This window comes from Aquitalea sp. ASV11, assembly GCF_016429185.1.
GTDB classification, from domain to species: domain Bacteria; phylum Pseudomonadota; class Gammaproteobacteria; order Burkholderiales; family Chromobacteriaceae; genus Aquitalea; species Aquitalea pelogenes.
The window spans coordinates 1-18434 of the sequence record NZ_JAELUD010000075.1; the positions used below are offsets into that span (position 1 = coordinate 1).

Consider the following 18434-nt stretch of genomic DNA (forward strand, 5'->3'; position numbering starts at 1 on the left):
TTTGGCCGTGCCGTCAATCCGTCCGTGCCCAAGCTCGGCACCATCTGGCTGTATCAGGACTTTTCCGCCCAGCGCGAAATGGAAGATGCGCTGCGCCAGGCCAAGACGCTGGCCGAAGAAAACAGCCGTGCCAAAACCGAATTCCTGGCCAATATGTCGCATGAGCTGCGCACGCCGATGCATGCCATCCTGGGCTTTACCGAAATCGGTGAAGCGCGTTCGCGCCAGCTGCAGGATGACAAGCTGGCCCAGTATTTCCAGCGCATCCACAGCAGTGGCAACCGCTTGCTGCAGCTGCTGAACGACCTGCTGGACCTGGCCAAGATGGAAGTGGGCAAAATGGATTACCACATTGCCCATTACGACCTGTCGCACTGCCTGCGTGAGGCCTGCGATGAAATGACCCCGCTGGCAGGCAGCCGCAATATCAAGATTTACCTGTACTGCACGCCGGAGAAACTGACCGCCGACATTGACCCCTTCCGGCTTGGCCAGGTCGTGCGCAACTTGCTGTCCAATGCCATCAAGTTCAGTCCGGATGGCGAAGTCATCCGCGTGACGGCACGCCTGCAAAAGGACGAGCAGCAAGGCGAGCAGGTGATGCTGTGCGTGGAAAACTACGGCCCGGGTATTCCGTGCGATGAAATCGAAACCATTTTCGACAAATTCATCCAGAGCAGCGCCACCAAGACCGGGGCGGGTGGCACCGGCCTGGGCCTTGCCATCTGCCGCGAGATCATCCAGGCCCATCACGGGGTGATTTTTGCCGAGAACCTGGTGCCGCGCGGTGCCGCTTTCACTGCCCTGCTGCCGAGATTCCACAACACCAGCGGCCCTACCGGGGAAGACCATGTCCCATCGACTTTTGCTCGTTGACGACGAGCCCTTCAATCTGGAACTGATGACCGAGCTGCTGGAAGCCGACGGTTACGAAACCGTGTGTGCGGAAAGTGGCGAACAGGCCTGGGAAATCCTGCAACAGCAAGGCAGCAGCCTGTCCATGGTGTTGCTGGACAAGATGATGCCGGGCATGAACGGCTTTGATGTACTCAAGCGGATAAAAAGCACGCCCGAACTCAACTTCCTGCCGGTCATCCTGCAAACGGCCATCGGCTCACCGGCCAGCGTGCAGCAAGGCATGGAGGCCGGGGCTTTTTATTACCTGACCAAGCCTTTCTCGCGCGACATGCTGCTGGCGGTGGTGAAAGCGGCGCAAAGCCACTGGGACCGCCACCAGGCATTTCGCGAACTGGCCAAGCAGCATCTGGATGCACTGGCCCATCTGCAGCAGGCAGAATTCCGCCTGCGCACGCTGAAAGAAGCCCAGACGGTCACCGCCCTGCTGGCCCGTACCTGCACCCAGCCGGAAAAAGTGGCTACCGGCCTGTTCGAGCTGATGGTGAACGCCATCGAACATGGCAACCTCGCCATCAGTTATCAGCAAAAAACCGAATTACAGGCAGAAGGCGACTGGGAAGCCGAGCTGGAACGCCGCCAGCAGGACCCGATACTCGGCAGGCGCGAGGTCAGCATCAGCTTTAATCGTGATGAGGATTTCTTCAGTTTCACCATCCAGGACATGGGTGATGGCTTTGCCTGGCAGGACTATCAGGACACCCCGGCAACCTCACTGCTGTCCAGCCACGGGCGCGGCATCCTGATTGCCCGGAAATTGTCGTTCGATGCTGTCGAATACCAGGGTAACGGCAACTGCGTGATTGCCCGGGTAAACCGCAAGCCCGCCTAAGCATTGCCGCACTGGCCACGGCTGCGCCAGTAGCGCGCTGCCAGCTGGCGATAGCACTGCGGCAAGATGGCATCGCCCAGCGTCATGCTTAACAAGCCGTCCTGATCGGTACGCAATACCCGCCCCTGCGCCTGCAGCGCTGCCAGCACCTGTGGCTGCGGATGGCGGTAGCGATTGAGAAAGCCCACACTCAACACCAGCCAGTCCGGATTCACTACTTCCAGCCATGATGCGGCCGAGGAAGTGCGACTGCCATGGTGCCCCACCATCAGAATGTCGCTGCGCAATTGCGCTCCGTAATCCGCCACCAGCCTTTCTTCTACCGCCCGCGGCGCATCACCACTGATCAGGATGGCCCGCGTCCGGCTTGCCACCCGCAAGACACAGCTATGGCTGTTGTCATCACTCAGTACCACCTCAGCCACCGGCCACAGCACGTCGAAGCGGATACCATCCCACGCCCAGCTTTGCCCGCGCCGACACAAGCTGCCATGCAAGCCGTATTGCGTCAGCGTGGCCAGCTGCCCGGCCAGTACCTGCCGCACCGGCATGGCTGCCACGATGTCTGCTGCCGCGGCATCGTGGTCCTTGTCGTTATGCGACAGCATCAGCACATCCAGCTGACGCACACCCAGACCGCGCAGTTGCGGCAGCACCCAGCGCTCCCCCTCCCCCGCCCCGGTATCAAACAGCAAGGCGTGGTTGCGCGTCTGCAGCAGTACCGACAGACCCTGTCCGACATCAAGAACCTTGATACGCAATGTCCCGGGCTCTACTGCTGGGGGCTGATAGAACAAAACAGGCAGCAGCAGACTGACACCCAGCAGACGACCGGGCATGCCACGCGGTGCCAGCAACCACAAACTGCCGATGGCACCCGGCAACAACAGCGGCCACGGTACAGCCGCCACCTGCCATGGTGGCCAGGCCGCCAGCCAGTCGACACCGCGATAAAACCACTCGGCCAACCAGCCGGCCCATTGCAAGGGCAGCGCCCACGGCAATGCCACGGCCAGCAGACTCAGTGGTGTGAGTAGCACGGAAACCAGCGGTATTCCCACAGCGTTGGCCAGCGGAGACACCAGTGGAAAACTGCCAAACAGCGTCAGCAAGGGCAGCAAGGAGGCCACCGTCGCCGCCCACTGGCCAGACAATGCCTGCCAGTACTTGCCTGCGGGACGTCTGCGACCGACAGAAACCAGCATCAAGGCCGCCACCAGCCCGAATGACAACCACAAACCCGGAGCCAGTACGGCAAAAGGATCAATCAACAACACCAGTGCCAGTGCCAGCCACCAGATGTGCAAGCCCGACCAGACCCGCCGTACCAACAGCATCAGGGCCATGCAGCACAACATGTACAAGGTGCGCTGGGTAGGCACGGAAAAACCGGCCAGTACCGCATAGGCAGCCGCGGCCATTACACCGGACAAGACAATGCACAATCGTGGCGCAAGGCCGGGCAATGGCCAGCGGCGCAACACCAGGGCGATCAAACCTGCCACCATGCCGGCCACCATGGTGATGTGCAGGCCGGAAATGGACACCACGTGGGTCAGGCCGGTGCGCGCCAGGCTTTGCCATTCGGCACGGGCAATGCTTTGCTGCGCCCCGACCGTCAGCCCGGCCACCAGACTGGCGGCACGCGAAGTGCCCAGCACGGATTCGATACGCAGCACCTGTTGCTGGCGCAAGCGGTCCACCCGCGCCAGCAGGCCATGGTCCTCCCCCAGTCGCACCGCACCGGGCAACATCGTGCCACTGGCCAGCACGCCCTCGGACCACAGCCACTGCTCGGCATCGAAACCAAAGGGATTGGCGGTGGACTGTCGCGGGCGGAAACGGGCGGTCAGCTGCCAGCGATCGCCCGCCCGCCATACGCCTGTCGGGGCAAGCTCGCCCTTGCGTACAAAGACCGACAGCTGCACCCGCGCTGGCAGCTTCGCCTGCGGCGTCAGCACCTGTTCCACCTGAAACTGCATGCGCACACCGTATTGCCCCTGCACAGGCAAGCCCCGCACCACACCAATCAAGGACACCGGTTTTTGCCACCAGGCAGCTGGCAGGGCCTGCGCCATCCGCCATTGTGCTCGGGCATCGGCATAGAACAGCCCCAGCAACAAGGCGGCCAGCAGTGCCACGACACCGGCCAGCCGTGGTGCTGCCACACGTTCCAGCAGATACATCAGCAGCCACAATCCACCCACACTCCACAGGGAAGGCAGGGTGGGCAAAAAGGCACAGCACACGATACCGGCAACAAACAGGGCAAGTTTCAGCATCCGCCCCTTATGCCTTGCCTGATGTCATGCGGCAATGGCGACTGGGACAGGCAGCTTGCCGCACTGCCGCACATCCCGTATCGTGCCGGCATGATGCCAACTAGCCCTATTCAGCCCACCCCGCTGTTCTGTAGCGAGAGCGCCCGCCGCGAGCATGCCGCCGAACTGGCGCGGCGCTTTGCCCTGCCCCTCATCCAACACCGCCCGTCTGAAGGGTACTGGCTGGAGCTGGGGCCGGCACGGCTGGAGCTGGTCACCACCGGAAAACACGGTGCGGTGTATGCCGAATTTGTCGAAGGTGCGGCCCGCCACCGGCGCGAGCAAGGCGGCGGCCGTGGTCAGCCGGTAGCCAAGGCAGTAGGACTGAAAGGTGCCAAAGACCTGCCCAGCATTGTTGATGCCACCGCAGGCCTGGGACGCGACAGTTTTGTGCTGGCCAGCCTGGGTTGCCAGGTCACCATGGTGGAGCGCTCGCCGGTAGCCGCTGCACTACTGTTTGATGCCCTGGAACGGGCAGCACGCGCGGTCGACACCAGCGATATCGCCAGTCGCATGCGGCTGGTGCATGCCAACTCGGCTGACTGGCTGGCACAGTTGCCTGCCGACCAGCAACCGGACGTGGTGTTTGTCGACCCGATGTTCCCCGATACCGACAAGAAAAGCGCTGCAGCCAAGAAAGACATGCAGGCCTTCCAGCATGTGATTGGCGATGACATGGACAGCGCCCGCCTGCTGGAAGCCGCCATCAGCGCCGCACGGGTGCGGGTGGTGGTGAAGCGTCCGCGACTGGGTGCTCCCATTGCCGGGGTAAAACCTTCTGCCGTGCTGGATGGCAAATCCACCCGCTTCGACCTGTACATCATCAAGGCCTTGCGCCCAGCCACTAACCCGGATTGATGTCCGGCAATATGCCTGCGCGAATTGTCTTGCCGCACGGCCTGCCGAGGCCTAGCCTGCTATGACGGTGAGATGAAAAATCAACAAGAAAGCCTGTCATGAGCGTCAGCTTTGTCGATCTGCTGGACCAATACTGGTCGGCACAAAAATGGGAAGTGAACTTACTGATTACCTGCAACCTGCTCGGTGGCCTGTTGCTGGGCTGCCTGGTGGGCTATGAGCGCTGGTCCAACGGGCGTGCCGCCGGCATGCGCACCTACGGGCTGGTTTCCATGGCCTCTGCCGGGGTCATCAGCATGGTGGGTTATTCCGGTTTCTGGTACGGCGGCATTCACACCGACATCATGCACGGCGACATGACACGGGTTGCGCAGGGTGTGCTGACCGGTGTGGGTTTTCTCGGTGCCGGGATGATCATGAAGGAAGGCATGTCCATCAGCGGCCTGACCTCGGCGGCCTCGGTATGGATGTCCTCGGTCATCGGCATTCTGGTGGGTGTGGGGTTTTATCTGTCAGCCATTGCAGTGACCGTGCTGTGCGTCATCTGCATGCGGCTGCTCAACTGGATGGAAAACCGCCTGCCGCGCCGCTTCAGCCTGTATGTAAACCTGACCGTGCTGCGCGAGCATCAATGGACGGTGGACAAATTGTGCCGCGACCTGCTCACACTGGGCGTCGTGGTACACGAAGACAGCATTGCACTGAAGGTGGACGCCCGGATCAGCGACTGGGGCTTCATGGTTTCCGCCATCAACAAGCACCACATGATCAATGTGGTGGACCTGTCACGCGCCATCATGCAACTGGAGGAGATTGAAAGCTTCAGCGTACAGCCGGCACGTAACTGAAGGTACTCAGGCCGGCTGCCAGCCATCATGCTGCAAGCGCTCGGCCACCGCGGTGGCCGAACGACGGCAAGCCAGTACCGGAATGCCACGGGCGGCGGCTGTGTCGCGGTAATGCCGCATGGCGTTGTGCCCCAGATAGTCAGTCAGCAGAATCAGCATCTGGGTATTCTTGGGCAGCGGCAATTTGCGCTGATGCAGTGTGTTGCGGCCGGTAATGTGGCGCGCAATCCGGATATCGTACAGTGCCAGCACTTCGGGAATCTGTCCCAGGCTGTCGCCGCCAACCAGCAAGGCATCCATGTCCATTCTCCTGTTGTGCCGCCGTACTGCGGCATTGGGTAATGGAAGCACTGTAACCGTAGCTTTTAATTCCGGAAAACAATAAAAACTGGAATTCTTATTCCATAACGACGACATCATCCAATAACCGGCCATGTGCCGGCCAAGGTAAAATGCACGCATGAATACCGAAGACCGCCTGACTGAGCTGGAAGTGAAAATCGCCTTCCAGGACGACCTGCTCGACAGCCTCAACAACACCATTGCCCGCCAGCAACAGCAAATCGACTTGCTGCAACAGCAGCTGCGCCTGGTGTACCAGCAATTCAAGGCCGCCCAGCCCGACAGCGGCAACAGCGGCGGCTCGCTGCGCGACGAAATACCGCCGCATTACTGATCCATCAGTTCTTTTTGCGCTTGCGTGACACCACCGCTTCAATGTTCTTGCGGGCAATCAGCGGGGCCGATGCCGTCAACGGCTTGTCCGCTTCGGGCGCTTGCAGCCATTTGTGCATGATCAGGCAGTCCACCAGGCCCAGGCTACGGTGCCGGTAAGCGCCCGGCACCCGGCCTACCTCGGCAAAACCCAGTTTCTTCCACAAGGCTACTGCCACGGTATTGCTGGCCACTACTGCATTGAACTGCATGGCCAGAAAACCCAGTGCGCGCCCACGCTGCTGCGAATGCGCGCACAGCGCGGACGCCACGCCCTTGCCCCGCGCCGCCGGGGCCACCATATAGCCGCAATTGCATACATGGGCACCCGGACCGGCGGCATTGGGCTTGATGAAATAGCTGCCCAGCACCACGCCGTCTTCTTCGGCCAGCCAGGTCTCCTGTGGTAGCTCACACCACAAGGCACGTGCCTGATCCTCAGTCAGTTGCGGGTCGTAGGCATAGCTTTCCTGCGCCTGGATGATGGCCTGAAAAACAGGCCAGAAAGCGCTAAAGTCCCCTGCCTGCATGGGCCGGATATTCATGTTTGCTCCTTGGCAGCCACAGGCTGCGTCATTTGACCGGATAACAGACTGGCCCCGCCGATCAGCGCCGCACCCAGCCATTCCTGCAGCCGCATGGCCTCACCGGCCAACAGATAGGCCGAGATGGCAGCGAATACCAGTTCCAGCAGCATCAGGGTCATGGTCTGGTTGGCTGGCAGCAGGCTGACGCCATGCTGGGAGATGATGCTGGTGGCCAGCAAGGTTGCGCCCAACAGAGCCAGAATCAGCACGGCCGTCCACGATACATCCAGCAAGCTGCCCAATTGCTGCCGCGCCCCCAGCGCCAGCAAACCCATCAACGCCACCCCCACCCAGATGGTGGCAGACTTGACCGGCACCGGCAGGTCGCGTGCCCGCTTGCTCAGCACATTTCCCAGGGCAAAGGTGATGCCGCCGGACAGCGCCAGCCACTCATAACGCTGGCTGAGCAATGCTGCACCATCCAGCAGGCCGGGACGATACAGGATGATCATGCAACCGGCCAGTGACAGTGCCACCACCAGCCAGCCACTGCGCGTCAGGCGTTCATGCAGCAGCAGGCGCGAAAAAAAGGCAGACCACAAGGGTGACAGGTAAAACAGCAGCAGCACCCGCATCACCATGCCCTCGGACACCGCCCAGGTGTAGCTGAAATTACACCAGCCAAACAACAGCGCCAGCAGCGGCAATACCGGATGCCAGCGCAGCTGCTTGCGGTAGACGTCAAAGAACAGCACACCACCGAGCAAGGCAGCCAGCAGGTAAACCAGCAGCGAGGTATGCGCCGTGCTGATACCTTGCTGGCTCAGCACGCGAAACGGGTACCACATCAGGCCCCAGACCAGCGCGGTAGTGACAACAGCAACAATGGCAAGAAGCTTTTGTTTTACAAGAGGCATCACGATTTCTTAAGATGGGCGATTCTGCGGCACTGCCATGCAGTCCGCCAAACCGGATCAGCGGCGGCCGATATCCCGGCCAGCCCCCACTGCAACAGAGAGAACCAAGCGTGAATCCCCACCTGGAAAGCCTGCAACCCTATCCCTTCCAGCGTTTGCGTCAGCTGATGGCTGGTGCGGTCCCGGCTGACAAGCCGCATATCAACCTGTCCATCGGTGAGCCCAAACACCCGACACCAGAAGTCATCAAGCAAGCGCTGGTCGCATCGCTGGGCGGCCTGTCGGTATACCCGGCCACCCTGGGCAGTGTGGAGTTGCGCCAGTCGTGTGCCGACTGGATGCAACGCCGCTACGGCCTGCAACTGGATGCAGAGAAGGAAGTGCTACCGGTCAATGGCAGCCGCGAAGCCCTGTTCGCTTTTGTGCAGACGGTGGTCAACAGCCAGCAGGCTGAAAAACCGGTGGTGATTTCACCCAATCCGTTTTACCAGATTTACGAAGGCGCGGCACTACTGGCAGGCGCGGAACCCTTCTATGTCAACTGTACCGCCAGCACGGGTTTTCAGCCCGACTGGGCCAGCGTACCGGAAAGCGTATGGGCGCGTACCCAGCTGGTTTTCGTATGCAGCCCGGGCAATCCCACCGGCGCGGTGATGTCGCTGGATGACTGGAAGAAGCTGTTCGCGCTGTCCGACCGCTACGGCTTTGTCATTGCCAGCGACGAGTGCTATTCGGAAATCCACTTCGGCCAGCCGCCGCTGGGCGGGCTGGAAGCCGCCCGCAAGCTGGGCCGTGGCTTTGAACGACTGGTGATGTTCACCAGCCTGTCCAAGCGCTCCAATGCGCCGGGCATGCGCTCCGGCTTTGTTGCCGGCGACGCCACCCTGCTGGCCAGCTTCATGCTGTACCGCACCTATCAGGGTGGTGCGATGAGCCCCACCATCCAGGCGGCCAGCGTGGCAGCCTGGAACGACGAAGCGCATGTCGAAGAAAACCGTGCTGCCTACATCGCCAAATTCCAGGCCGTTACCCCCATGCTGGCCGAGGTACTGGACGTGGCCCTGCCGGATGCCAGCTTCTACCTGTGGGCCAAAGTGCCGGGCGGAGATGATGCCGCCTTTGCCCGCGCCCTGTTCGAGCAGGAGCACATTACCGTGCTGCCAGGCTCCTTCCTGGCCCGCACCGCCCACGGTGTGAACCCGGGCAGCGGCTATATCCGTATCGCTCTGGTCGCGACACTGGCAGAATGTCAGGCTGCCGCCGAACGCATCGTGCGTTTCGTCAAGACAACAACCATATAAACGACATCCACCAGCTATGACTGTTTCCATTCACATTGCCCAAGGACTCCATCACATGCATCCGATTCAAGCCCTGATCGAAGAAGCCTTCGAAAAACGTGCCGACATCACCCCGGCAACTGTTTCCGCCGAACTGAAGGCCGCCATTGGCCAGGTCATCACCGAGCTGGACAACGGCCGCCTGCGCGTGGCCGAAAAAGTGGACGGCGACTGGGTGGTCAACCAGTGGGTGAAAAAGGCCGTGCTGCTGTCCTTCCGCATCCGCGACAACGTGGTGCAGGATGACGGCGTGAGCCGCTACTTCGACAAGGTAGACACCAAGTTCCACGACTGGAGCGAAGCCCACTTCAAGGAAGCCGGTTTCCGCGTGGTGCCGGGCGCCGTGGCGCGCAAGGGCAGCTTCATTGCCAAGAACACCGTACTGATGCCGTCCTATGTCAACATCGGCGCCTATGTGGATGAAGGCACCATGGTGGACACCTGGGCCACCGTCGGCTCCTGCGCCCAGATCGGCAAGAACGTTCACCTGTCCGGCGGCGTCGGCATTGGCGGCGTACTGGAACCGTTGCAGGCCGGCCCCAGCATCATTGAAGACAACTGCTTCATCGGTGCCCGCTCCGAAGTGGTGGAAGGCGTGATTGTAGGCGAAGGCTCGGTCATCTCCATGGGCGTTTATATCGGCCAGTCCACCAAGATTTACGACCGTGAAACCGGCGAAGTGAGCTATGGCCGCATTCCGCCGGGTTCGGTGGTGGTATCGGGCAACCTGCCGTCCAAGGATGGCAGCCACAGCCTGTACTGCGCTGTCATCGTCAAGAAAGTGGATGCGCAAACCCGCAGCAAAACCAGCATCAACGACCTGCTGCGTGGCGTATAACACACCATTGCCGTCTTGCTGACGGCAGCATGGTGCAGGAACTGACCCGGCCTGGCCGGGTCTTTGTCTTTTGTTCCTGCCATGTTCAAGGGTGAACACTGCGCCTCTGCTCCTGCAGTGCGCCACGACCGGACACATGAAATTCGTGTCTTGTTTCACTTCCTGCCTTGGGACAACAGGCAGCATCGTTACATGTTGAAACCATGTTCATTTGGCGAGCAGCAGACAAGTCGATAAAATCCTGTTGTCTTGAACCCTGCAAAACCGTGACGCCAATCACGTTTTTCATCCGGAAAATCCGTGTCTTCAGACCATTTCATCGAATTCAGGAATGTCAGCTTCGCCTATGGTGAACGCCCCATCCTGAAAAACATCAGCCTGACCATCCCGCGTGGCAAGCTGGTTGCCATCATGGGTGGCAGCGGCAGTGGCAAGACAACCATGCTGCGGCTGATTGCCGGCCAGATCCGCCCCAGCGCCGGCCAGGTGCTGGTGGATGGCCGTGATGTCGCCGCCATGAGCCATGCCGAACTGTTCGAGCACCGCCGCCGCATGGGCATGCTGTTCCAGTTTGGCGCGCTGTTCACCGACCTGTCGGTCGGGGACAACGTCGCCTTCCCCATCCGCGAACACACCCGCCTGCCAGAGAGCATGATTCATGACCTGGTGATCATGAAGCTTGCCGCTGTCGGCCTGCGCGGCACCCAGGCCCTGATGCCGGCTGAACTATCCGGCGGCATGGCCCGTCGCGTGGCACTGGCGCGTGCCATTGCGCTGGACCCGCAGCTGATGCTGTATGACGAACCGTTTACCGGACTGGACCCGATCTCGCTGGGCGTGATTGCCCATCTGATCAAGAAACTGAACGACGCCCTGGGCACCACTTCCATCATGGTGACCCACGATGTGCACAAATCGCTGGATATCGTCGACTACGTCTACTTTGTTTCCAATGGTGAAATAGTGGCCGATGGCACACCGGAAGACATCCGCAGCTCGCCCTCCCCCTGGGTACACCAGTTCATGTGGGGCGAAGCCGACGGCCCAGTCCATTTTGCCTACCCTGCCAGCACCTCCCTGCAGCAGGATCTGGGCCTGAAAGGAAGCCAGCATGACTGAACTGCTGCTGTCACCGCTGCGTCGACTGGGTCACAGCACCATCAATGCCATCTGGCGGCTGGGTTTCATCACCCGCTTCCTGCTGGCTATCTTGCGGTACTCAGGCCAAAGCCTGCTTCGCTTCAACCTCACCATCCGCGAAATCTATTTCGCTGGCGTGATGTCCGTCATCATCGTGGTGGTGTCAGGCCTGTTCGTCGGCATGGTGCTGGGCCTGCAGGGCTACAACACGCTGTCGCGCTTTGGTTCAGCCGATGCACTGGGTGCACTGGTAGCACTGTCGCTATTACGCGAACTGGGCCCGGTACTGGCTGCCTTGCTGTTCTCCAGCCGCGCCGGCAGTGCCATGACGGCGGAAATCGGCCTGATGAAAGCCACTGAACAACTGGATGCCATGAGCGTAATGGCGGTGAACCCCATCGCCCGCGTGGTGGCTCCCCGCTTCTGGGCCGGCGTCATTTCCATGCCCATCCTGGCCGCCATGTTCAATGTAATGGGCATTTTCGGTGGATATCTGATTGGCGTGGTGATGATAGGCCTGGATTCAGGCACCTTCTGGTCGCAAATGCAGAACAATGTCGACCTGCACTATGACGTGATCAACGGCCTGATCAAGAGCCTGTGTTTTGGCATCGTCGTCACCCTGATTGCCGTTTTCGAAGGTTACGATGCCACGCCCACGGCGGCTGGCGTCTCCGCAGCCACTACCCGCACGGTAGTGACCTCCGCACTGCTTATCCTGGCGGTGGACTTCGTCCTCACCGCCTTCATGTTCTAGGAAATAGGGAATGAAACGCTCTACTATTGATTTGTGGGTCGGCCTGTTTGTGGCAATCGGCATTGCCGCCGTGGTGTTCCTGTCGCTGAAAGTGGCCAATCTCACGCCGCAAAGCGCTGATCAGACCTACACCCTGTACGCGGATTTCGACAATATCGGCGGCCTGAAAGTGAAAGCCCCCATCAAGGAAGCCGGGGTCGTGGTGGGCCGTGTGGCAGCCATCCAGCTGGATACCAAGACCTACCGCGCCCGTGTCACCCTGAATCTGGAAAAGCAGTACACCTTCAGCCGTGATGCCAGTGCCGAAATCCTGACTGCAGGCCTGCTTGGTGAGCAGTACATCGGTTTGCTGCAAGGCGGCGACCCGGATGAACTGAAACCGGGTGAACACATCACCCTGACTTCTTCCGCCCTGGTGCTGGAACAGCTGATCGGCAAGTTCATGACCAGCTTCACCGGTGGCAACAACAAGAACAGCGCTTCTGGCGCGCAATAATCACAGACCTTGTGCACAACTCATCAAGAATGACCGATACCATGAAAAAACTGATCGCTACCTTCCTTGTCATGCTGGGCCTGAGCGCCCACTCCCTGGCTGCCACGGACAATCCGGTTGAACAGGTTCGTGAAACCTCGCGCCAGATCATGGACGTCCTGAAACAGGAAAACGGCAAGAACACCAAGCAGGTTCGCCAGCAAGTGGAAGCGCTGGCCGTTCCGCAGTTCGACTTCCAGCGCATGACCGCCCTGGCAGTCGGTCTGGGCTGGCGTCAGGCCAGTCCTGCGCAACAAAGCGCACTGGCTCAGCAATTCCAGAACCTGCTGGTCCGCACCTACTCCAGCACCATGACCCGTTTCAAGAACGCACAGATCGACATCCAGCCCAATGCTACCATGGGTAACAGCGGCCGCGAAGCGACCGTGAAATCGTCCGTCAGCCTGCCTGGCAACGACAAGGGCCCGGTTGCCGTTGACTACACCCTTTACAAGACCGCGCAAGGCTGGAAGGTATTCAATGTCAGCGTGGAAGGTGCCAGCCTGGTCACCGTATACCGCAACCAGTTCAATCAGGAAATCAACAAAAACGGTGTTGATGGCCTGATCAAGATGCTGCAGGACAAAAACGCCGCCATCCCGGCCAGCAAATAAGCAGGAAACATAGCCATGTTTGAGGAAACCACGGCAGGTAACGGCCGCCTGACAGGCAAGCTGGACATGCGCACCAGTGGCCAGCTTTTGAGCACGCTGACCGCCAGGGTAGCGCGTGGCCCACTGCAGCTGGACCTGTCCGGCATCAGCGAGGCTGACTCCTCCGCGCTAGCCTTGCTGCTGGCCTGCAGGCGTGCGGCCCAGCAAGCGGAGCAGCCATTGCAGTTGCTCAACTGGCCTGCCCGCCTTTCCGAACTTGTCGACCTGTACGCACTGCGTGGCCTGCTGACCGGGCCACAAGGAGACTGAACCATGACCTGCACGCGCCATGCACTGCGCAGCGGCCTGCTGGTAGCCAGCCTGTTACTGGCCGGCTGCGCCAGCCCCCACCCCAGCACACCGCAAGACCCGTACGAGTCGTTCAACCGCTCCATGTACGCCTTTAATGACAAGGCCGATCGCTGGGTGATCAAACCGGCGGCAGAAGGCTACCGTGCCATTACCCCGGGCCCCTTCCGCACGGCGGTGAGCAACTTCTTTGACAACTTCAAGGATGTCTACAGTGCTGCCAACAACCTGCTGCAAGCCGAGCCGGAAAAGGCCGTCAATGACATCATGCGGGTTGCCCTCAACAGCACCTTCGGCTTGTTTGGCCTGATTGATATTGCCACTCCGGCCGGCCTGAAAAACAACAAGACTTCGCTGGGCGACACCTTTGCGCACTGGGGCTGGAAGAACAGCAACTATCTGGTGCTGCCATTCTTTGGCCCCAGCACGGTACGTGATGGTCTTGGTCTGGGTGTATCGCTGGGCATCAACGGGCCGGAACATCTGGTCTATCACAACAGCAACGAAGCGATTGCCTTCTATGGCATGTACGGCGTCAACACCCGTGCCCGCTACCTGGACTTCGACGACAGCCTGGCCACGGCTGCCATCGACCCCTACACCTATATGCGTGATGGCTTCCTGCAACTGCGGGCCAAGCAACTGGGGCTGCCCAATCCCACCCAGTCTGACGACGTCAATATTGATGAGCTGGTCAATGCACCATCCGCGGCGTCCGCTCCTGCCAGCGACGCCGCACCGGCAACTGTTGACGCCAGCCACCCGGAAGCCTCTGCAGCGGCCCATGCCGCAGCTTCTGCGGCACAATAAGGCTCTGCCGTGTGTAAAAGAAAAAGCAGCCGGATGGCTGCTTTTTCTTTGTCTTTCTTCTGTTTGATCCATGACAACAAGCCTGCCATCATAAATATTAGACTTTACTGATCATCGAATTTACCGATCATTCTTGTGGAGTACATCATGGAACAAAGCCAACTCTCCCAGCAGGCACTGGAATACCTCACCCGCTACCTGCGCCACGCAGTTTCCAATGGCCAGTACCTGACAGCAGAAATCCTGGAACAAGCCATTGCAGAATACAACGCCGAGCATTCGGACACACCGGCAGCGCTTTTGCACTGAGTCATCAATTCCATTTTTGAACCATGCCCAGTCAGCCGCAGCAATCACCACAAAAAAACACCCGGTCACTTGCCTGCTAGCAAAGTGACCGGGTGTTGTCTTTCAATGCCCCAGACGGGAAGCGCAGCGCTTAACTGATGCGCTCGATCTGGGCACCGACAGCACCCAGTTTTTTCTCGATGTACTCATAACCGCGGTCCAGATGGTAGATGCGGTCAACAATGGTCTCGCCCTGGGCTACCAGACCGGCAAGCACCAGACTGGCAGACGCACGCAGGTCGGTTGCCATCACCGTGGCACCAGACAGTTTCTCCACGCCATGCACTACAGCGGTATTGCCTTCCACCTCGATACGCGCACCCATGCGGTTCAGCTCGGGAACATGCATGAAACGGTTTTCAAAGATGGTCTCCGTCACCATACCGGCACCCTCGGCAATACAGTTCAGCGTCATCAGCTGGGCCTGCATGTCAGTCGGGAACGCCGGGTAAGGCAGGGTACGGAAATTGATGGCTTTGGGACGGCGCTTCATGTCCAGCGAGATCCAGTCATCACCCGCTTCCACCACAGCGCCGGCTTCCACCAGCTTGTCCAGCACGGCTTCCATGCTGCGCGGTGCGGCATTGCGCAATACCAGATGACCTTGCGTCATGGCAGCAGCTACCAGGAAAGTCCCCGCCTCGATACGGTCCGGCATGATGGCGTATTCACAGCCATGCAGCTTTTCAACACCCTCGATCACCAGACGGTTGGTGCCGATACCGCTGATGCGTGCACCCATGGCCACCAGGCAATTGGCCAGGTCGGTTACTTCCGGCTCACGCGCGGCGTTTTCCAGAATGGTGGTGCCATCGGCCAGCGCCGCGGCCATCAACAGATTTTCCGTACCGCCCACGGTCACCACATCCATCACGATGTGGGCTCCACGCAAGCGCTTGGCTTTGGCTTTCACATAACCGTGCTCGATCACCACCTCTGCACCCATGGCGACCAGCCCTTTGATGTGCTGATCCACCGGGCGGCTGCCAATGGCACAGCCACCGGGCAGCGAAACAGTGGCCTCACCAAAGCGCGCCAGGGTCGGGCCAAGCACCAGAATGGAGGCACGCATGGTCTTCACCAGATCATACGGTGCCACCAGGCTGTCCAGATGGTCGGCCGTGATTTCCATTTCATGCACATTGTCGGTCATCACCCGTACACCCATGCCTTGCAGCAATTTCTGGGTGGTGGAAATGTCGCGCAGCATGGGCACGTTGGTAAAGCGCATGGTGTCGGCGGTCAGCAAGCTGGTGCACAGAATCGGCAATGCCGCGTTCTTGGCACCGGATACGCGGATCTCACCATTCAGCGGACCATTGCCGCGAATTTTCAATTTATCCATGTAGGAATCAGCCTTGCAGTTTTTCCCATTCGTCCGGCGTAGCAGCCTTGACGATGGAAAGGGCGTGGATTTCGTTGCTGGCCAGACGGGTGGCAATCACCTCCTTGACCAGACGGTGGCGGTCAATCAGACGCTTGCCGGCGAAAGCCGGCGACACCACGGTGGCGTAAAAGTGATGACCATCACCCTCCACCTCCAGGTGGGAGCATTGAAGACCAGCAGCAATATATTGTTTGACCTGTTCGGCAGAAATCATGTGTACATCCTGAAAGAGGATCCTAATGGCGCAGCTTGTAACCTGACTTGATCAGCCACAAAGCCAGCCCGGAAAGCAAAATAAAACTGCCACCCACCACGCTCAACGACAGCCACGGGCTGACGTCGGCCTGGCCAAAGAAGCCGTAGCGAAATCCGTCGATCATGAAAAACACCGGATTGACATGCGATACGACATACCAGAATGGCGGCAAACTGTTGATGGAATAGAACACGCCAGACAAGAAAGTCAGCGGCATGATCAAAAAGTTCTGAAATGCAGCCAGTTGATCGAATTTTTCTGCCCAGATACCGGCAATTACGCCCAAGGTGCCCAGCACCCCGCAGCCCAGAATGGCAAACGACAGCACCCACAAGGGATGACTGGGCAAGGGCAGGCCGAACCAGGCCGTCACCAACAGCACGCCAGCCCCTACCACCACACCCCGCACAATGGAGGCCAGCAAGTAAGCGCCAAAGAACTCCAGTGCAGTCAGCGGCGGCAGCAGCAGGAAAACAATATTCCCGGTGATCTTGGACTGGATCAGGCTGGACGAACTGTTGGCAAAGGCATTTTGCGCCATCGACATCATGGCAAGGCCAGGAATCAGGAAGGCGGTGTAGCTGACGCCAGGATAGGCCTCAACGTGACGTGACAAAACATGGGAAAAAATCAGCTGGTACATCAAGGCTGTCAGTACCGGGGCGGCCACGGTCTGGAATGCAACCTTCCAGAACCGCACCAGCTCCTTGCGGAACAAGGTCAAAAATCCCTGCATCAGACCTGTCCTCCGTGCATCATGTTGACAAAAACCGACTCCAGATCCACCTCGATCACATTCAGCTCGCGCACAGCCACACCGGCTTCGCACAAGGCAGCCAGCACATGCTCCAGCTGCGCAATATCAGCCAGCTTCAGCACAATGCGGCCATCCTCCTCGCGCACCTTGCGCGGCAGCAGACTATCCGGCAATGGGCCGCCCAGCTTGAGAGCAACCTCGCGCTCCTTGCCATGCTGCAGCAGCTTGTCCTTGCTCTCCAATGCCACCAGCTTGCCACGCTTGAGCATGGCAATCCGATTGCACAAGGCTTCCGCCTCTTCAAGGTAATGTGTGGTCAACACAATGGTATGGCCGGCTTCGTTCAGCTCTTTGACAAATGACCACAGGCTCTGGCGCAGCTCGACATCGACACCGGCAGTAGGCTCGTCCAGCACCATCACCGGAGGACGATGTACCAAGGCCTGCGCCACCATGACACGTCGCTTCATCCCGCCGGACAAAGCCCGCAAATTGACATTGGCCTTATCGGCCAGTCCCAGTTTGCTCAGCAGCTCGTCAATCCAGTCATCGTTACGTGTCAGGCCAAAGTAGCCCGACTGAAAACGCAGAGTCTCTCTCACCGAGAGAAAAGGATCAAACACCAACTCCTGCGGAACCACGCCAAGACTCATGCGTGCCGCACGAAAATCACGGATCACATCATGTCCCATGATCCGGATGCTGCCACTATCCGGACGCGACAATCCTGCCATGGCAGAAATCAGCGTTGTTTTACCCGCCCCGTTAGGGCCAAGCAAGGCAAAAAACTCGCCAGGTTCAACCGTGATACTGACATCATCCAGGGCCTGCAAAGCACCATAGCGCTTACTCACCGCTTTAATTTCGATCGCCGAGGCCATGACTTATCAAATGCTTTGAAAAAAGAGTGCGATTATACCGCCGACGCGGCATGGCAGGGAATCGCCGCCAGTGGTACACACTGTTGCACCAGGTTTTACAGTGCTAACTGTCTGGGCCAGTCAGGTAATCAACAGTGATCTGCCATTTCACCAGCACTCAAAATGGCTCTGCAGCAGCGTTCCACGCGATGGAGCCATACTGACCCAGTAATTTGCATACCCGGGGAGGAAGGAGGGCCGGAACAGTCCATGTTGCAATTTATGCACACTGCGCAATCAGGGACACAATACGAAACTGAAAGCTGCCACACAGCCACGAGGCATGGCTGTTACCGCAGCCAGAATGCACAAAGCCCAGCTCGTGTGAGCTGGGCTTCGAATGGGGAGTCTGGCGGTGTCCTACTTTCACATGGCGAATGCCACACTATCATCGGCGCTAAGGCGTTTCACGGTCCTGTTCGGGATGGGAAGGCGTGGGACCACCTCGCTAT

General features: G+C 59.4%; 23 protein-coding genes and 1 rRNA gene. 14 read left to right on the plus strand and 10 right to left on the minus strand.

Annotated features, from left to right (window positions below):
• Together JHD62_RS18090 and JHD62_RS18095 are read left to right on the plus strand one after the other, a co-directional pair.
• The coding region (locus JHD62_RS18090; RefSeq protein ID WP_199104070.1) for a sensor histidine kinase KdpD at window positions 1–876 on the plus strand (876 nt) is incomplete at its 5' end.
• Window positions 851–1747: a response regulator gene (locus JHD62_RS18095; protein ID WP_199104071.1), complete on the plus strand. Its 897-nt coding sequence runs from the start codon at window positions 851–853 to the stop codon at window positions 1745–1747. The genes JHD62_RS18090 and JHD62_RS18095, both read left to right, overlap by 26 nt.
• Here the strand turns inward: JHD62_RS18095 and JHD62_RS18100 are convergent.
• The gene (locus JHD62_RS18100) at window positions 1744–4029 is read right to left on the minus strand and encodes a DNA internalization-related competence protein ComEC/Rec2 (protein ID WP_199104072.1); all 2286 of its coding nucleotides are present in this window, start codon (window positions 4027–4029) and stop codon (window positions 1744–1746) included. The genes JHD62_RS18095 and JHD62_RS18100 overlap by 4 nt on opposite strands.
• Before the next feature lie 90 nt (window positions 4030–4119).
• On the opposite strand from JHD62_RS18100, the gene JHD62_RS18105 reads away from it, so the two are divergent.
• Both JHD62_RS18105 and JHD62_RS18110 read left to right on the plus strand, forming a co-directional pair.
• On the plus strand, window positions 4120–4926 hold the full coding sequence (locus tag JHD62_RS18105; protein ID WP_233161082.1) for a class I SAM-dependent methyltransferase: 807 nt from the start codon (window positions 4120–4122) through the stop codon (window positions 4924–4926).
• 98 nt (window positions 4927–5024) lie between these two features.
• Complete coding sequence (locus JHD62_RS18110; RefSeq protein ID WP_199104073.1) at window positions 5025–5774, plus strand: MgtC/SapB family protein; 750 nt, start codon at window positions 5025–5027, stop codon at window positions 5772–5774.
• Between the two features lie 6 nt (window positions 5775–5780).
• On the opposite strand, the gene JHD62_RS18115 is transcribed toward JHD62_RS18110, so the two are convergent.
• The gene (locus tag JHD62_RS18115) at window positions 5781–6074 is read right to left on the minus strand and encodes a DUF2325 domain-containing protein (RefSeq protein WP_045848761.1); all 294 of its coding nucleotides are present in this window, start codon (window positions 6072–6074) and stop codon (window positions 5781–5783) included.
• 160 nt (window positions 6075–6234) lie between these two features.
• Between JHD62_RS18115 and JHD62_RS18120 the strand changes: the two genes are divergently transcribed.
• The gene (locus tag JHD62_RS18120; protein WP_045848760.1) at window positions 6235–6450 is read left to right on the plus strand and encodes a SlyX family protein; all 216 of its coding nucleotides are present in this window, start codon (window positions 6235–6237) and stop codon (window positions 6448–6450) included.
• 4 nt (window positions 6451–6454) lie between these two features.
• Here JHD62_RS18120 and JHD62_RS18125 read toward each other — a convergent pair whose 3' ends face one another.
• Together JHD62_RS18125 and JHD62_RS18130 are read right to left on the minus strand one after the other, a co-directional pair.
• Entirely contained in the window at window positions 6455–7033 is a 579-nt protein-coding gene (locus tag JHD62_RS18125; protein ID WP_233161083.1) for a GNAT family N-acetyltransferase, read from the minus strand.
• Complete coding sequence (locus JHD62_RS18130) at window positions 7030–7932, minus strand: DMT family transporter (protein ID WP_199104074.1); 903 nt, start codon at window positions 7930–7932, stop codon at window positions 7030–7032. Before JHD62_RS18130 ends, JHD62_RS18125 begins: the two co-directional genes overlap by 4 nt.
• Window positions 7933–8042: 110 nt before the next feature.
• On the opposite strand from JHD62_RS18130, the gene dapC reads away from it, so the two are divergent.
• Window positions 8043–9233 (plus strand): succinyldiaminopimelate transaminase, encoded by a 1191-nt coding sequence (gene dapC / locus JHD62_RS18135; protein ID WP_370541084.1) that lies wholly within the window; start codon window positions 8043–8045, stop codon window positions 9231–9233.
• A 55-nt stretch (window positions 9234–9288) separates the two neighbouring features.
• Window positions 9289–10110, plus strand: a complete 822-nt coding sequence (gene dapD, locus JHD62_RS18140; RefSeq protein WP_199104076.1) for a 2,3,4,5-tetrahydropyridine-2,6-dicarboxylate N-succinyltransferase — start codon at window positions 9289–9291, stop codon at window positions 10108–10110.
• An 85-nt stretch (window positions 10111–10195) separates the two neighbouring features.
• Here dapD and JHD62_RS18145 read toward each other — a convergent pair whose 3' ends face one another.
• On the minus strand, window positions 10196–10399 hold the full coding sequence (locus tag JHD62_RS18145; protein WP_199104077.1) for a hypothetical protein: 204 nt from the start codon (window positions 10397–10399) through the stop codon (window positions 10196–10198).
• A gap of 11 nt (window positions 10400–10410) precedes the next feature.
• Between JHD62_RS18145 and JHD62_RS18150 the strand changes: the two genes are divergently transcribed.
• From JHD62_RS18150 to JHD62_RS18180, 7 genes are all read left to right on the plus strand, one after another.
• Window positions 10411–11229 carry an ABC transporter ATP-binding protein gene (locus JHD62_RS18150; RefSeq protein ID WP_199104078.1) on the plus strand — a complete coding sequence of 273 codons (819 nt, stop codon included), beginning with the start codon at window positions 10411–10413 and terminating at the stop codon, window positions 11227–11229.
• On the plus strand, window positions 11222–12007 hold the full coding sequence (mlaE, locus tag JHD62_RS18155; protein ID WP_370541085.1) for a lipid asymmetry maintenance ABC transporter permease subunit MlaE: 786 nt from the start codon (window positions 11222–11224) through the stop codon (window positions 12005–12007). Before JHD62_RS18150 ends, mlaE begins: the two co-directional genes overlap by 8 nt.
• 10 nt (window positions 12008–12017) lie before the next feature.
• Window positions 12018–12503, plus strand: a complete 486-nt coding sequence (gene mlaD, locus JHD62_RS18160) for an outer membrane lipid asymmetry maintenance protein MlaD (protein WP_199104079.1) — start codon at window positions 12018–12020, stop codon at window positions 12501–12503.
• Between the two features lie 41 nt (window positions 12504–12544).
• Window positions 12545–13156 carry a phospholipid-binding protein MlaC gene (locus tag JHD62_RS18165; RefSeq protein WP_199104080.1) on the plus strand — a complete coding sequence of 204 codons (612 nt, stop codon included), beginning with the start codon at window positions 12545–12547 and terminating at the stop codon, window positions 13154–13156.
• A 15-nt stretch (window positions 13157–13171) separates the two neighbouring features.
• Window positions 13172–13465, plus strand: coding sequence for a lipid asymmetry maintenance protein MlaB (locus JHD62_RS18170; RefSeq protein WP_199104081.1), 294 nt, complete (start codon window positions 13172–13174; stop codon window positions 13463–13465).
• Window positions 13466–13468: 3 nt separating this feature from the next.
• The gene (locus JHD62_RS18175) at window positions 13469–14314 is read left to right on the plus strand and encodes a VacJ family lipoprotein (RefSeq protein ID WP_199104082.1); all 846 of its coding nucleotides are present in this window, start codon (window positions 13469–13471) and stop codon (window positions 14312–14314) included.
• 147 nt (window positions 14315–14461) lie between these two features.
• On the plus strand, window positions 14462–14623 hold the full coding sequence (locus tag JHD62_RS18180; protein ID WP_165494105.1) for an iron-containing alcohol dehydrogenase: 162 nt from the start codon (window positions 14462–14464) through the stop codon (window positions 14621–14623).
• Between the two features lie 130 nt (window positions 14624–14753).
• Here the strand turns inward: JHD62_RS18180 and murA are convergent, their stop codons facing one another.
• The 5 genes from murA to rrf form a co-directional block, all read right to left on the minus strand.
• Window positions 14754–16007, minus strand: coding sequence for a UDP-N-acetylglucosamine 1-carboxyvinyltransferase (gene murA / locus JHD62_RS18185; RefSeq protein WP_062790926.1), 1254 nt, complete (start codon window positions 16005–16007; stop codon window positions 14754–14756).
• A 7-nt stretch (window positions 16008–16014) separates the two neighbouring features.
• A complete protein-coding gene (locus JHD62_RS18190; RefSeq protein WP_062790924.1) occupies window positions 16015–16263 on the minus strand; it encodes a BolA family protein in 249 nt (82 codons plus the stop codon).
• A 22-nt stretch (window positions 16264–16285) separates the two neighbouring features.
• Window positions 16286–17041: an ABC transporter permease gene (locus tag JHD62_RS18195; protein WP_045848750.1), complete on the minus strand. Its 756-nt coding sequence runs from the start codon at window positions 17039–17041 to the stop codon at window positions 16286–16288.
• A complete protein-coding gene (locus tag JHD62_RS18200; RefSeq protein ID WP_199104083.1) occupies window positions 17041–17943 on the minus strand; it encodes an ABC transporter ATP-binding protein in 903 nt (300 codons plus the stop codon). The genes JHD62_RS18195 and JHD62_RS18200 overlap by 1 nt, the downstream gene beginning before the upstream one ends.
• Before the next feature lie 386 nt (window positions 17944–18329).
• Window positions 18330–18434: ribosomal RNA gene (gene rrf / locus JHD62_RS18205) — 5S ribosomal RNA — on the minus strand; the annotation flags it as partial.